The organism is Cohnella abietis, from assembly GCF_004295585.1.
GTDB lineage: Bacteria > Bacillota > Bacilli > Paenibacillales > Paenibacillaceae > Cohnella > Cohnella abietis.
Genome location: NZ_AP019400.1, coordinates 4,923,982 through 4,939,022 on the forward strand (window position 1 = coordinate 4,923,982; position 15,041 = coordinate 4,939,022).

Consider the following 15,041-nt stretch of genomic DNA (forward strand, 5'->3'; position numbering starts at 1 on the left):
CTCGAAGACAGCTCGGGAGAAAGGGCGCTTTTCCTAATTGTTGCGATTATTTTACTGAATACGGTGAACTTGAATGTAATGATCGACTGTATCTTTAATTTGTATGATTACGGTAAAGGTCTTCGTAGCTCCATTACTATAGTTTACGGTAAAGATATAGGAATAGGAGCCCTCAGGTAAATCCTTGAAAATAATACCCGTATCTGCTTCACGTAATATACCGTTCCACAATAGAGAGCCCGGTGAAGCTTCGGTTAAGCTTTTCTGAAGCTTTGTCGTAGCTATTGCTTTGACGGATAGCGCCTTCGTTGTGGAATTTCCCGTATCTGTTACGGTAGCCTCCAGAACAAAGGCTTCACCGGCCCAAAATACATTTTTATCACGAAGCTTTGAAGGATGCTTAGCATTCCAATTCAGTCGATGCTCCTCCCACTCCGGCGTATGATTAACCTTGGCAAAGAGGGTAAGCTCACCAACGACTACCTGCTTCGTTATACTGTCACTTGCTTGATGTGGATCCTTGACAGTTAGAGTGACGAAATAGATACCTGGCCTGTTTAACGTGTCTGTGAGAGAAAAATCAGTTAACGTGCTTTTTCGAGTGTAGCCCCCTGGACCTGTAACAACCCATTCAGAAGTTAATATATCATTATCTGGATCTATGGATTTATTCTTAAAGGTTATAGTATCGCCTTCCCAAGCGGGCTTCGGTGACCAATCAAAATCTGCTATAGGTGGCGAATTAACGATGAGCCAGGTTTGCGGCGACCAATTCGACCATTCATACTCATCCGATACACGAACTCTTACACGCAGCTTCTTTCCTGTAGGAAGGTCACTGTTCACTGCCCAGGTCGCGCTGTTCAACGTCGTATTCTGATTCATTGTTCCACTGTCTACAATAAACGTATCATTGGCTTCATTAGTAATTTGGAGCTGATAACGTGTGAACAACGTCCCTGGATCCGCATCTGTTTGTGACCACTTCAGAATAGGTCGCTTAGTGGCAACAACAGTAGGTTGGGCTTCAGACCCGCTAGGAAATATCATCGTTGCTACAGGCTGGCTATTCGCGATTACGACATTTTGAGAATAGGGCTGTGACCAAAGAGATAAGCCTGAAGGGGGCGCATCCCTTACACGCAAGGTAATACTATAAGTACCTACTTGCGGCTTACCTTTGGCTGAAGCTCCGCTTTTTAATTGAGAAGCTGTAGGCGCAGTAGCCCCGGCATAGATTTCTAAGCTGTCTTTAGTTGCTGACCATTGCCACTCCGCTATCGGATCACCGTTAGGATCATAGGATTTGTCAGTTATTTTGTAGGACTGGCTGAGTGAAATACGCGCAGGATCTACGGTAAACAAAGCGATTGGAGGTAAATTGCCCGTATCCCCCACGACTTGAATATTTTCCTCTGACCAAGCCCCCTCCTTATCCTTAACCTTCAAGGAAATTAAGTAGGTTTGGTTTGCCGCTATCGTGCTAGGAAGAGGCCCATTCGTCCAATTCGCTGCCGTAGCCGTTTTCCACCGCCAAACCTTCTCAACAATACCTCCGCCAGCTTCAGATTGGTGATCGAGATCATATGAAAATTCGCTAATTGAAACCGAATAGTTTCCTCCTACAAGAGTTGCACTTGCCGTAAAGAGCGCAAAAGGAATTCGATGCACGTAAAATGTCATTCTTCCACCAGGTCCATCGCTCCATTTGCGATAGCTACTGAATCTGCTATCGTTTTTGGGATTATCCTGCGCCTGATACAGCACATCATATCTGCCAACCTTATCAGGCTTTACAATTGGCGATGTAACATATGCTCCATTACTGCTTATCGTACCTTGGTTATTCTCAAAGACGCTTGAGTCATGATCGAACAACCATCTACTACGCAATAATGGATCACCTTCAACATCATCATAGCTTGTCGTGTATTCAATTTCTTCTCCTAAAGCAATGTACTGAATGACAGGAGAATCCAGATTCGCTGCGGGAATGATATGATCACGAAATGCCATTAATGAAGAATCTAAGCTCGTATTATTATAAAATTTTCCCTTCCCATTATTCTGAGCAACTAGAGACGAGGCTTGAGCTGAATTGGCCGAGGAACCAAACTGAATATAGGACACATCATTACTTATCAGCTCCTTTAAAACCTCTGCTTTCAAGCCCGGCTTATCCAAGTCCGAATGGTACAGATCACTAATATCAACAAAATATCGTTGCGCATTTTCCGTCCAAGTGGTTGCGGAACGAGTTAATGCCTCGCTCAAAGGAGGCGATACAGGAACAGGGAGCACAGACTGATACCTGACTGGCGGTCCGTTAACAGCTCCAGTAGCATTAAATAATAGCTCCTTACTGTTAGTTGCAGGATCATAAACATAAATCTTATAGGTAGCATTTTTGTAGCTATAGTAAACTTTGTTGTCGTAAGATACTGCGTGAACGATTACTTGATTGACATCAATTTGTTCTAGAATACCCTTACTATAGTTATACTTAAAAAAACCAAGCTCAGCAGGTAATTGTCTCCCCCAAGGATGAACATCTCCATTAAAATAAAGATTAGGCTCGGTATAGCTGGCAGCAGCACTATCTACTGTTCCAGGCAGGCTCCATAATGTAGAATAACCTGAATAACTATAGGACTGCAGTGCCCTCATAAGCCCTCCACCATAACTAAATGCCTGACCAAAAGGTGTCGCAATTGAAGGGGAGGCGCCACAATGCATGGAATTCCCGCCAGAAAGGTCATTCTTATAAGCCCCGCAATAATAATTACCATAGGTATCAAAGCCTGTATTCATTAAAACTCGACCGTTAAAATCATACAATATGTACATTAATGACATGAAGGTGCTATCAAAATCTACTATTTTATTTGTCGCTTGATTATACATTTTTAAGTAATGAAAGGTAGGAGAATAGGCATCGACTGAGTAGGCATATCCAAAATAAATATTTCCCTCTGGGCTAACTGTATAGATATGTGATCTTTTTGGTGCTGTAAAAATGGTTGTGCTAGAGCCTGTAGCTGGATCGTAGAGCTTAAAATCATAACCATTTATCATATAGTACATTTTTCCATCGGTACGAATAATCGGCTGTGGAGATGCGTAGCCATATCCCGTCATAGTTGCCACTAATGTGTTCGTATTCGTAGATGGACTATAGTAATAGAGTTGATCGATTGAGGGCGATTCTCCTGAATGCAGTACATAGGCAAATGCATCCGTTACCTTAGGCTTAGAATCGATGTATTTAACATTTGCCTCAATTCCATTCAGAGCAAGCTCTGGGAGCACGAGTGTGTTCACTTTCGTCTTCAGTGCAGCCATATCTCCGCTTATCGTATCTCCCATATTGAACACGAGATCTACTTTCTTCTTTTTCTGTAAGCCAAATGATACTGTCGGTGCATAGTTATCAACTTCTACCACGAGCAGAGGCGATACAGAAGATCTTGCGTCAGCTGGAGTTAGGAATTCTGGCATTGTCGGTTCAGAGTAAGTTTCCGTTACACGAACACGGTAAGCGTACTTGCCTACATCGTTTACATATTCGTAAAAAAACTTACCGTTGCCAATACTTTCAAGAGTCGTCCATGTCTCGTCTGTAAAAAGTCCATTATTATTGGAGTCATAAGCTCTTTCCCATGTACGAGAAGCAATGATGTCAGCATCAGGAGAGTACGAATGATCCTTCAAATCCACATAAGCTTTATTATCTGAGTAAGACTGTCGATAAATCGGACTAATTCCTGTAATTTCAGCGTGCGGAGCTTCGTCTGGCTTAATAATGATTGTTCGCTCTTTCGTATCCGATTCTCCTACAGTATTCGTTACCGTTAGACGCACGAGGTATTCGCCAGCTTTTTTAAAAAGCACATCTTTAGACTTTGCCCCTATCAATGAATCATGATATTTAATATCCGCCATCGTTCCCCCACTTATCGGGATGATTTGCCAAGTAGTCATAGCATTATTGATCGGGTAAGCCTCCGGGCTGTAGCTACCCGAAGCGTCTAATGTAACTTTACGATTTTCCTTTAATACACCATTTACACGAATAAGGGCGCTTGGCTTAGGTGGCGCCGCAATAACAGTATGCCAAGCATCACCTGTAGCTCCTTTATTATCAGTTACAATGAGATTGAACTTATATGTACCGGGATTCATGCATATGAATTGTGCCTGCACATTGAACGAGCTAGAGAGAAGCTGGCAATCATCTGAGCCCCACTGATAGGCCACTATCGTTCCATCCGGATCATAGGACCCGCTTCCGTTTAATGTAAAGCTTTGTCCGGCAGATGTATAACCGGTACCATTAATAACCGCCACAGGAGGTATATTCCCTTCGGTAGCGGGTGGCAATGTTTCCTTATATACATAAGAAGATGCTTCAGCTGAGCCACTTAATTGAGCCTTTCCATACACCGCTTTATTAAATATTGCCGTAGCGGTTACAACATAGTTCTGCGTAAATGAATCACCTGCTATCTTTGATTTTGGAATGGAAAACTTAAAATTTGTCGTTGCTGTTAGATCAGCTCCTGGAATCGTTTTTGTTTGGAGTGTAGCATTTCCCACATCGTCCTTGTGCTTCGCATATAACCTCCACTCTTTCACATTCGCTGTATTCGTATAATTTTTCAAAGCCCCCGAAACCGTAACTGTAACTACCACATCCGTATTATTAAATTTAATAGAGTTCGGATTAGTAGCAGCAGTTGCCGTAACATACGGCTCGTCTCCTAGTGGCTGTATAATGACATTAACAGTCTTCCCGACATCTACCGTCTGCTCTTCTTTAAATGAGTTTTTGATATAGGCCTGCCCTTTAAGAGGAACAGGCACCTTTATGTCTGCACTACTCTCTGGATACGATGACCTCTTTATCGTTACCTTTTGATTGGAGAGAGTAACCGATGCCGTACCTCCTTGCGAAGCATTATTACTTCCTGAGCTTGCTTTGAGTATGGATACATCCTCTTTAATCGCAACTCCCGATAAATTAGCATTAGCAGTTACGTTGTAGAGTATATCAACGCTATCCTGATCCTTTCCTATCGTGTAGGTTTCACCATTAGGTGTAGCTATCGATCCAGAAACGATTGTTTCCCCCACCATTGGCGGTGATGTAAAAGTGGCATACCAAACCTTATTATTGCTACCATAGTGCTGCGTGTACACACTACCTCCCGTTTTCCACAACGGAGGGCTTTGCACTTTGGTGTACTGGTCATATAAATTAATTCCACCCATTTTTTGTCCAATGTAATTGGCTGTATAGTTGGGAGAACTTGCGTTATTGCCTGTTAAAATAGCTTTACGAAGAAAAGATTCCTGACTTGGTGAAATTGCTCTCCATGAATTGGGTCCGTCTGGTTGCTTCAAATAAGTATTCCAATCTTCTGGCTTATCCCCTATTAAGTCTTGCGGGTAACAAGGATTTGTGTAAGGTTGGTCTTTTACTGTGTATCCTAAATATCGAAATTGTGTTCCCGGAATAGACGAACAGATACTATTCGGTTTTGAGTCCCCAAATGGACCTGAACTTCCATATACTATTAAGTTATATTTTTTGTAAATCTGGAAGTTAACTGGTCTATTATTATTAGAACTCACAAGTTCTTGACCCTGACTAATTAAATACTCATTGAATTCATTCTCATTATCAGGAAATGCTAAAGACGTTGAAAAAGGGATTACAGTTACTCCAATAAATAGGATAAGAATAACTCTCAATATTTTTTTCATAGAGAACTATCCTCATTTCTTATATGAAAAAGTAAAATCTAATGTTGAAGACTCTCCATTATCCGCGAAGTCAACCTGAATTTTGCCAAAAGTTTTAACTTCACGAACAGCCTTATAGTTTTGCATCCCTTTTGTACGTTTCTGAATGTAATGGTTCAAAATGTAGTCTGCGATTTTATCACCGTATTCCTGACCATACAGTGCAAAGAAAGAAGCGCGCATTTTATTCTCGTAAAAAGGCACTGCCCAAACTCCAGTGACGGTTGGTAACTTATCATCAGGCCACAATCGTTCTAATGAAAACATTATTGAAACATGGTCACTGAATTGTTTTCCGTAGCTCTGGTTATTGAGTGCATCATTTTCCATGAAAATAAATTTAAAGAAATGGTTACCTCTAGCATCATATACTGAGCTTTTTGAGAAAGTAAGAAATACCCGTTCTTTGTACTCTCCATCGCCATCCGTATGGTACTTCAACCCCACAAAGTGATTCTCATCTAAAAGCACCTTCGTAGCATCGTATATTTGGCGATTAATATCTGGATTCAGCTTCTCTTTCAACGTGTAGTTGTTATTAGTTACTTTAGGATCAGTAGAAAAGAGAAACTTTCCATTGTTGGGGACGAAGTAACCTGGAGATGTTGTCATAGCATTCAGCTTCTGCTCATCCTCAAAAATCTCGTCCCCGGGGAGCACATACTTAAATTTGGGAGCGGGCTCCACAGTAACGGTGCTTTTAATCGTAATAAGTCTCTTCTCCGCATTCCATTCCATATAAACACCTAGCGCTTCTACCATGTAGCGAACGGGTATGAACAATCTCCCCTTCTTCATCTCGGCTTTCGTGTCCATAACGACAGTCGTTTTATTAACCTTCATAGTCGCATTTCCAACAGTGATTTCAGCAGTATTCCCATTTCTTTTCAAGGTTGCGGTTTGCGTTTTATTGTCCCATTTGATGTCTTTACTAGGCATGCCGATAGCACTAGCAAAAAATCGTAAAGAAACCATAGTACGCTGATCTTTGTTCACGTAAGGCTCCGGCTCTCCAGCAGGTGTCTTAAATGTTTTACCATCAATTAGGAAACTGACATCTACTTTATCCGCAGCTGCACCAGCATATCCAACTGAAAGCAACCCCATAATAATGACCAATAGCATTACCGTAACTTTTCTCATTAATATCCCCCTCTGAGTAATTAATAACTGGCTATCAAACCGACAAATCGAGCGTCCTAGCACCCCTAGCGACTATAAAATCACTCCCTCTAGAAAATAGACATAAAAAAAGAGGGAGCACTGCCGACATCTGTTAAACGTCTGCGGGTGCTTCCTCGCGTCAATATCCAGTATTTAGTTAATTTATTATATAAAGAACAATTCGTCTTCGTCAACTACTATTCTGTCGAATCTTCTGTTATTTTATTACTTTTTGTTTGTTTAGTAGCTCTTGTCCGATTTTCTGTATGTTGTCTAAGGCTTCTGAGATAGATTGCTGCTTATTCGTAACCTGAGATAATTGTTCCTGAGTTAGCTTTAGTATTTGGCTAAAAAACTCGTTTGGAAGCTTATCATAATCTTTATATAATGTAGCTTCAACTGGCTTAAGAGAAATGAAAGCTTGTAGATTATGTCCCTCTTCATCTTTAATATACTTTGTTCTTACAGGAAGGCTCCCGGAATTGATTTTGGATTTCACTTTAGCAAATTCATCACTATTCACGTAGCTAATAAATTTCCAAGCAGCTTCTATATTCGTAGATTTAGCATCAATAGCGAAAATTTGATCTATAGACATCGTATCTGTAACATCAGGGTTTTGTGGGTTTACAGGCACAGTAACGATATCCCAATTTTTAATGGCTCTTTCCTTATTGGCGCTTTGAGCTGCTTTTATCTGATTTCTGAGACCATTATCGTCCACTACCATAGCGATTTTCCCATTGATAAAAGGACTCTCAAACAAGTAATCTTCATAGGTGTTATAGGACATCGCACCTTGATTTTCGATCGTATACATAGCTCCAGATTGAATGGCCTTCTGAGCAGTCTCAAAAGCCGCCTTCCACGAATCGGTATTAATCGTCATCTTCATACTTGAAACATTAAAAACATCCAGCCCCATCGTACTACCAATATTCGTTCCTAAATTATATAAATCATAAGAGTGCTTTCGTTGAATCCCATAAATACGATCCTCACCTGTCCCACTAGTTGGAAAACGAGCTGCTAATTGCAGCAAGCTATCCCAGCTCATCTTGTCCTCTGGCAGAGGAACTCCATATTGAGTAAAGAGGTCCTTATTATAATAAACCGCTTTACTGTAGAAGGAGGGGGACAACCCATATAACTTACCCTCACTTAGCTCTCTTATGTAACTAATGACTCCCGGAACAATCCCGTCAAGATCATATTTATCCCTCTTTGCGCGAGCATCCAAGTCATAGAGCCGACCTTCATTCGATAGCTGCTTATATTGTTCCGCGCTTAGCATTAACACATCAGGCTTCTGTTCATCAATAAACTTGATTAACGCTTTATTCCTATCTTCACCATCTTCGTAGTTAATATCATTGGTTGAAACAACTTCAACATCAACATTGGGATATAACGCGGAAAATAGCATGCCGTACTGGTAATAATAACCGTTTTTATCATAGTACATTACCTTTAAAGTACTTCTAGTATCCGATCGTTCTTCCGTTTTAGTGCTACATCCCACTAGCAAGCCCGTCAGCATTGCTAGAACAATAATTAGCTCAATCCTGAATTTCCTAATCATCCCTTTTTCCCCCTATTGCATTTCTTATCTCTTGTTATTTTCCATCCAAAAGCTGCTGCCCTTGTGCTTGAATGTTTTCTAACGCTTTGGATAAGGATTGCCGCTCACTGGTCACCTTGTGCAATTCTTCTTGCATTAAAACGACTATTTTTGAAAATAGTCCATAAGGCAGCTTCTCATTATCTTTATAAATACTAGATTCAATAGGCTTGAGAGAGTACAAGGCTTCCAGATTATGCCCGCTCTCATCGGTAATATATTTAGTTCTTGATGTTAAGCTTCCTGTACTCACTTCCTTTTTAATTCTGGCAAACTCATCGCTATTGACGTAGCTGATAAAATTCCATGCCGCATCAATATTTGAGGATCTGGCATCAATCGCAAAGATTTCATCAATAGACATGCTGTTCGTCACATTGGGGTTTTGTGGATTTACAGGCATTGTAACCATGTCCCAATTGCTGATGGCCTTATCCTTAAACCTTTCTTGAGCTTCTGTAATTTGATTAACTAAATAATTCTCATCGATGGTCATAGCTACTTTACCTGCGACAAAAGGATTCTGGAACAAATAGCTCTCATATGAACCATTGCCGCTCTCATTTACTCCCTTATATATAGTCTCAGACTTAATGGCTTCCAGTGCAGATTCGAATACTGCTTTCCACGATTCTGAATTCATAGTCATCTTCATGCTAGAAGTATTAAAAAAACTAAGACCCAAAGTGCCACCCATTGAAATTCCAAGTTCATATAAATCGTCGGAATAGTAAGTCTTAATCCCATATATTCGTTCCTCTTCGCTACCCGTTGTTGGAAAACGTGATGCCAGCTGAAGTAGCTTATCCCAGCTCATCCCATTTTCCGGAAAAGGGATTTCGTATTTTGCGAACAGGTCTTTGTTATAGTAGACGGCCTTGCTGAAAAATGCTGGAGACATACCGTATAGCTTACCGTCACTTAGCTCTCTTATGTAATCCGTAATACCTAGGACGGTGCCCTCAAGGTCAAACTTATCTCTCTTAATAAAAGATTCAAGATCATATAGCTTACCTTGACTCGACATATTTTTGTATTGCTCGCCATTAAGCATGAGTAAGTCGGGCTTCTTCGCATCAATAAATTCCATAACCGCTTTATTCATGTCCTTACCTTTCTCGTATTTAACATTATTTTTTGAAATAACCTCAACATCAATCTCAGGAAACATGGCGGCAAATAAGGTGCCGTATTGCGAGTAATATCCCATCTCGTCGTAATACATAATTTTTAATTTGCTTGGTGTTTCTGTGGGATCCTTAACACTAGAACTACATCCCATAAGCAAGCCTGTAAGCATGGATAAAATAATAACCATTTGAAAATTTGATTTGCTACTCATTGCAAGTGACCCTCTCTCTCAGCATTGCTAACTGTTATGTTTTTATTTTCCAACCACCTTCTCTTAGCTTACTTAGCATTTCTTAACAACTACCCGTCCTTTTGCTTAAGAAAATCTTAATTTGTGCTTATGAAAACTTAAATACCACCAATCGATAGAGCTATCGCTTGGTGGTATTCTTATGTTGCTTCTTCATTAGACCTGCTGCTCATACGCTATCTGGTGACCATCCTCAAAGCCTTTGGAAAATCCAGCATTATATCCCTCGTTATACGCATGATTAAAGCCTGCATTGTATGAAGAGCCACCATCGACTCGCTGTCTCCTTACCCTCAATCGACGTCGACTTTGACCTTTACGAACTCGAAGCTTGCCTTTGCCAGAGCGAGATTTGCCTCGTCGCACACTTTTGATCCCCTTCTTCTTTATGCTTCGGCTCGCGCTCGATTTTCTTTTCCCTCTCTTGCCAGCTTTTGCTGAACGCGATTTACGTTTCAATCCGAGGCACCTCCAACATTTCGATTACTTGATCTAATTGTATCGGCTAACCACGGGGAAGCTGGTTTTCCTCTCACAGGTGGATTCCAGCTTGTTCCGGTAGCCCTTCTAAGCAAAGCTCCCTGCAAGCCAGTTAGTACCCTCACATGCTCGTGCAATGTGGAAACGGATACTCCAGCTACCTCAGTCACATCTGCAACACTTTCTAATATTTTCGCCAATGCTTCCTGGCTTCTCGATATGGCTCCCATTAACTGAAGCTTAATCTCCCACTCACGCTGCCATCGGTTCATTTGTCTTGATCTCCTGAATCTAACCCACCGAACATAGATGCCATATTATCCGAGCTGTCACCATCTGGATTTAAGATCACTTTCATATTGCGGCTTAGACCATTACAGAGCTTAGTTAGCCCATCAATGATTTCTATATTCTGTTCATGAAATTGTAAGCTGGTCGTCAATTGATCGTTATGCGCATCAAAAGTATCGTTCGTAATGTGGGTAAGTATCCAATTACGAACCTTCTCTGCCTCCGTCGCCTTCGCTTCCAGAATCATAGCTACGTTCCACTGCATCTTTGCAAGTGCATCGAGCGTGAGATGATAAGCCTCTTCCCTTTTCATCCCTTCTGCCCCCCTTTCCTGACAAGCCTAACTACATACTCTCTTATTCCTCGTCGTCTGAATCTGCCATTGCCTTCACAACCTGAGTTAAGCTATCCGCTACCGCTTCTTCCAGATCCGAGAGGCTGTTCAAATAAGAGACAATACTCTTGGTCACATTAGAAGAACTATCCAATAACCCATCAAGACCGCTTAATTGAGGATGTTCGTCAGGCAAGGCTTGAACCATATGAGCCATCCTTACAGTTACTTGCCGCTTAGCATCCAATATCCGGGCCATCTGCTGATGGGATTTGGATAAATGAACGACGATTTCTGTTAACAATTCCTGCATGCTTGCTGCATCCCCTATCCTTCAACGGATTCATTCGCTCCGATGCTTCCAGCAAACGTCTAGTCTCATACAGCATATGCCGTCATTCAGCGCTTGCCACAGGAGCAAATGCCCACATTGTTTGATGATTACAATGGATCACTTCAGACAATAAAATAACCCCAGCTACAGCTCCCTTAGAGTGCTACAGTTGAGGTTATCGCTATAATTACAGCACCTGCCGTAACAACGGCGGCGCAACAATCGGTAGTCCATGGACCTTATCTTCCAGTTGCTCAAGTGTTATATTCTTATGCGGCTTTAGGTGAAGGCTCCAAGCCCGCATAACTGCAGGGCTAATGATACGCCGCGCTACTCCACCTTCCATGTGAAACGTATTTCCATCCGGAAGCAATACAACTCCTGATTGTATGCTCACTTCGTCTCCTGAACCTCGCCAGAGGTGCTCCACCTCTTCCGCTGCAATCGGCGGCTCAAGTGGCCAGAGACGAAGATCAATCTGCGAAACTCTAATCGTTGGGATGGATAGCTCCCCCTCAATCAGCCTACGTTTACCATGCTCAATCCAATACCTATTAGCTCCGATGGCCTGCACGACCACTTGCTCTGGGTAGAAGTGCGCAGAGTGCTGTAGCTGCCCTTCCAATGGATCCGAATGCTGACGCGCCTCTTGAATCCATTCGTTAGGATTACTCCATTTGTCCATGAAATAAAGCTGATTACGGTCGTTCACTTCTTGGAACCGATCACCTAGTGCTTTCATGCTAATACTGCCAAAATGATGGATGAAGGTATCCTGTGCCATAACAATTTTTTTACCGAGTAATCTGACCCTAATGTTATAATCGTCGTCCTCATAATTTCCTACCTCGAAGCCTTCATCAAAATAGCCAATACCCTCGAATAGCTCCCTGCGAAACAATAAGCAGAAACCGGTTAGTCGTTCGATTTGACGCCATCTCGATGGATCTGACTTGTTATTCTCACGCGCGAATTTCGGCATATCCACGACATCCTGGTAAGGAACATCTACTTTCTGATCACCGCTTATATAGTTGGTTATCGGTCCGACCATGCCAATTCCTTCATCGCTGTTCAGACAGATTAGTAAATTATCTAACCAATTTTCCGTAGCCAGAGTATCGTTGTTAAGCAGCATAATCGTGCGCCCCTTGGCCATCATCATCCCCATATTAATCGCTCCAGCAAACCCACGATTGTTATCCAGTACACGGAATCTGACCTGTCCTCCTAGCCCCAGCAAATATGCTGCCGTGCCGTCCGTAGATGCATTGTCTACAACTATAATTTCATAAGGGAGATCGGTATTGTCCATAATGCTTTCAATACATTGCTCAAGCATATTCAACTGATTATAAGTTGGAATAACAATGCTTGTTCCCTCGAATAATGTGGGATAGCTTTGAGTGCCAGAATGTACCCCTTCCCGATATCCTTCACCAAACCCCTCGCGAAATTGTAGCTGCCGAGCATTCGAACGATGACGGGACCCGGCGTGACTTCGACGTGGCTTGATTTTAGAGGCTCTCGTTCTAGTACGGGTAGGCTTGCGATGCTTATTGTACTTAGCCTTCGTAATCGTCGCAACCACTTGCCCCACCTCATTTCTCCTCTATTTCATCCCATTCCGTTCAGGGTGCACCAGCCCAGCCATCCGGTTCGCTAAGTGACCGAAATCAAAGGTTACCTTCCCTCCAATTCCAGCCAAATGTACAGCGATAGGAATGGCAGGTACTCCTGCTGCGATTAGTGCGATATCGTAATCATAAGTAGAGGCTTCCGCCACGACTCTGTGCACGTCGGAAAAACCATTAACAGGGGTTACAATTCCCGACACCTCCAAGCCTTGCTCGATTAATACTTGGCTAAGCTGAACAGCTACATCACCAATGACGAGTATTTTGCGACCTTGTAACAGCCTCAACAGCAATCCCAACTCATGTAGCGCGTAATTCATCGTTGATGTAGTAAAACGTAGACCCTGATAATCTATTCCATGTGCACGCAATACGGCAAACAAAAGTGGTTGAAAATGGGGATGCCGAGACAGCGGTACACCGATTAATGAAGCAAGACGTAAGCAAGAAGCTAGCTCATCACGCGCAGTTAGGTTTGGCAAATGAACTCCTGCGTATGGAAGAAACGAGCCTGCTCGCTTGATTTCCTCTATCGTTAGCACCTTTTCCTGTGCCATTGTCAGCAGCTCTCCATCTCCAAGACGAATGAAGGCATACGGCTGTTTGTCCTGCAGAGCCTTCTCTAGCTCGTGGTACACCCCTGCTGCATCCAAAAGTGGAATTCCTCGATTTCGTAACACCTGGACCCCTGCAGCCATAGCTTCACGAGCTGTTATATCGGGTATGATAAGATCGTTAGGGATATGCTCTTCCAATATTCGTTCTTCGCCTGCAAGCAAGCCTTCTCGGTATCCGGAATCATAGCCTTCCTGATTAGAAATAGCTTCAATACTCTTCTCGGTAATATTACGGCTCATAGGAATTAGTCTGCGTTTAGCATGATAACGTCGTTTCGGTGAAATATTTTTTTTCCTAAGCTTCACAATTCGTTTTTTTGTAGTCTTCGGGGAAGCTCCTGTCGCTGCATGCTTTCTATCCGTTTTTGGTATAGCCTTGCTTGGAGCACGGTTTTTATCCGCTTTGGGAGTGATTTTGCTCGGAATACGATTGCTATCCGATTTGGGAGTGACCTTGCTCGGAATACGATTGCTATCTGATTTAGGAATCACTTTGCCAGATGTAATACTTTTACTCTTTACAACTTGAGGAGAACGACTTTGCACTGCGTTTACTACAGGTTGCTTGACTGGTTTAGGAGGAGCCACTAAAGGCTTAGCTGTATTCAGTAAGCTAACATTGATCACGAAATAGCCCCCTTTAATCTCCTTCCCGCTTCCTCCAATGATTCGAAGGTACCTGCATCTGTCCACCAGCCCGTAAGCTCACGATAGCTAAGCTGCCCATTGAGAGCATATGCATTATTGACGTCTGTAATTTCCAGCTCTCCTCTTCGAGAAGGCTTTACGTCATTGATTAAATCAAACACCTCAGTATCGTAAAAATAAGCTCCGGTAACGCAATAATCAGACTGGGGGTTCTCCGGTTTTTCCTCAATTAGCAGTATACGACCACTAGCTTCATCCAGCTTCGGAACGCCATATCGACGGGGATCATCCACCTTCTTTAACAGCACCATCGCTCCGCTTGCTTGCTTTGCGAATTGCTCGCAATAAGGCAGCAGACTTTCCTCGAACAAATTATCTCCGAGCAGCACGAGGAACTTATCCTTTGACGACATAATTGGACGAGCAAGCTCCAACGCTTGTGCGATCCCACCTGCCTCCTCTTGCACACGATACATAATGGACACACCCCAATCCCGTCCACTGCCAAGAACGTCTGCAAAGCTGCCCAGCGACGCCCGACTCGTAATAATAACAATTTCACGGATACCAGAATCGCGTAATTTAGTAATGCCATAACAAATCATTGGATAAGAACCAACAGGCAATAAGTGCTTATTCGTCCAGTAGGTGAGCGGTTTAAGCCTTGTTCCCGTTCCACCCGCCAGTATAACAGCCTTCAAAGCGATTCCTCCTCATGGTTAGAGCGGT

The 15,041-nt window shown here is 42.5% G+C and carries 11 protein-coding genes; all 11 read right to left on the reverse strand.

The window, feature by feature from the left end:
- Positions 1-51 precede the first annotated feature (51 nt).
- Positions 52-5,766 (reverse strand): PKD domain-containing protein, encoded by a 5,715-nt coding sequence (locus KCTCHS21_RS21685; protein ID WP_130613293.1) that lies wholly within the window; start codon positions 5,764-5,766, stop codon positions 52-54.
- Positions 5,767-5,778: 12 nt separating this feature from the next.
- Positions 5,779-6,948: a copper amine oxidase N-terminal domain-containing protein gene (locus KCTCHS21_RS21690; protein ID WP_130613295.1), complete on the reverse strand. Its 1,170-nt coding sequence runs from the start codon at positions 6,946-6,948 to the stop codon at positions 5,779-5,781.
- Positions 6,949-7,186: 238 nt separating this feature from the next.
- Positions 7,187-8,551 carry an ABC transporter substrate-binding protein gene (locus KCTCHS21_RS21695; protein ID WP_130613300.1) on the reverse strand — a complete coding sequence of 455 codons (1,365 nt, stop codon included), beginning with the start codon at positions 8,549-8,551 and terminating at the stop codon, positions 7,187-7,189.
- Between the two features lie 34 nt (positions 8,552-8,585).
- Positions 8,586-9,932 (reverse strand): ABC transporter substrate-binding protein, encoded by a 1,347-nt coding sequence (locus KCTCHS21_RS21700; protein ID WP_130613309.1) that lies wholly within the window; start codon positions 9,930-9,932, stop codon positions 8,586-8,588.
- A 195-nt stretch (positions 9,933-10,127) separates the two neighbouring features.
- Complete coding sequence (locus KCTCHS21_RS21705) at positions 10,128-10,430, reverse strand: hypothetical protein (protein WP_130613312.1); 303 nt, start codon at positions 10,428-10,430, stop codon at positions 10,128-10,130.
- Positions 10,427-10,723, reverse strand: coding sequence for a hypothetical protein (locus KCTCHS21_RS21710; RefSeq protein WP_130613315.1), 297 nt, complete (start codon positions 10,721-10,723; stop codon positions 10,427-10,429). The genes KCTCHS21_RS21705 and KCTCHS21_RS21710 overlap by 4 nt, the downstream gene beginning before the upstream one ends.
- On the reverse strand, positions 10,720-11,055 hold the full coding sequence (locus KCTCHS21_RS21715) for an alpha-helical endospore appendage domain-containing protein (protein WP_130613318.1): 336 nt from the start codon (positions 11,053-11,055) through the stop codon (positions 10,720-10,722). Before KCTCHS21_RS21715 ends, KCTCHS21_RS21710 begins: the two co-directional genes overlap by 4 nt.
- 43 nt (positions 11,056-11,098) lie before the next feature.
- Positions 11,099-11,389 carry a nucleoside-diphosphate sugar epimerase gene (locus tag KCTCHS21_RS21720; RefSeq protein WP_130613322.1) on the reverse strand — a complete coding sequence of 97 codons (291 nt, stop codon included), beginning with the start codon at positions 11,387-11,389 and terminating at the stop codon, positions 11,099-11,101.
- Between the two features lie 208 nt (positions 11,390-11,597).
- Entirely contained in the window at positions 11,598-13,010 is a 1,413-nt protein-coding gene (locus KCTCHS21_RS21725) for a glycosyltransferase family 2 protein (RefSeq protein ID WP_232057916.1), read from the reverse strand.
- A gap of 12 nt (positions 13,011-13,022) precedes the next feature.
- Complete coding sequence (locus KCTCHS21_RS21730; protein WP_130613325.1) at positions 13,023-14,291, reverse strand: GT-D fold domain-containing protein; 1,269 nt, start codon at positions 14,289-14,291, stop codon at positions 13,023-13,025.
- Positions 14,288-15,013 (reverse strand): sugar phosphate nucleotidyltransferase, encoded by a 726-nt coding sequence (locus tag KCTCHS21_RS21735; RefSeq protein WP_130613328.1) that lies wholly within the window; start codon positions 15,011-15,013, stop codon positions 14,288-14,290. The genes KCTCHS21_RS21730 and KCTCHS21_RS21735 overlap by 4 nt, the downstream gene beginning before the upstream one ends.
- Between the last annotated feature and the right edge of the window lie 28 nt (positions 15,014-15,041).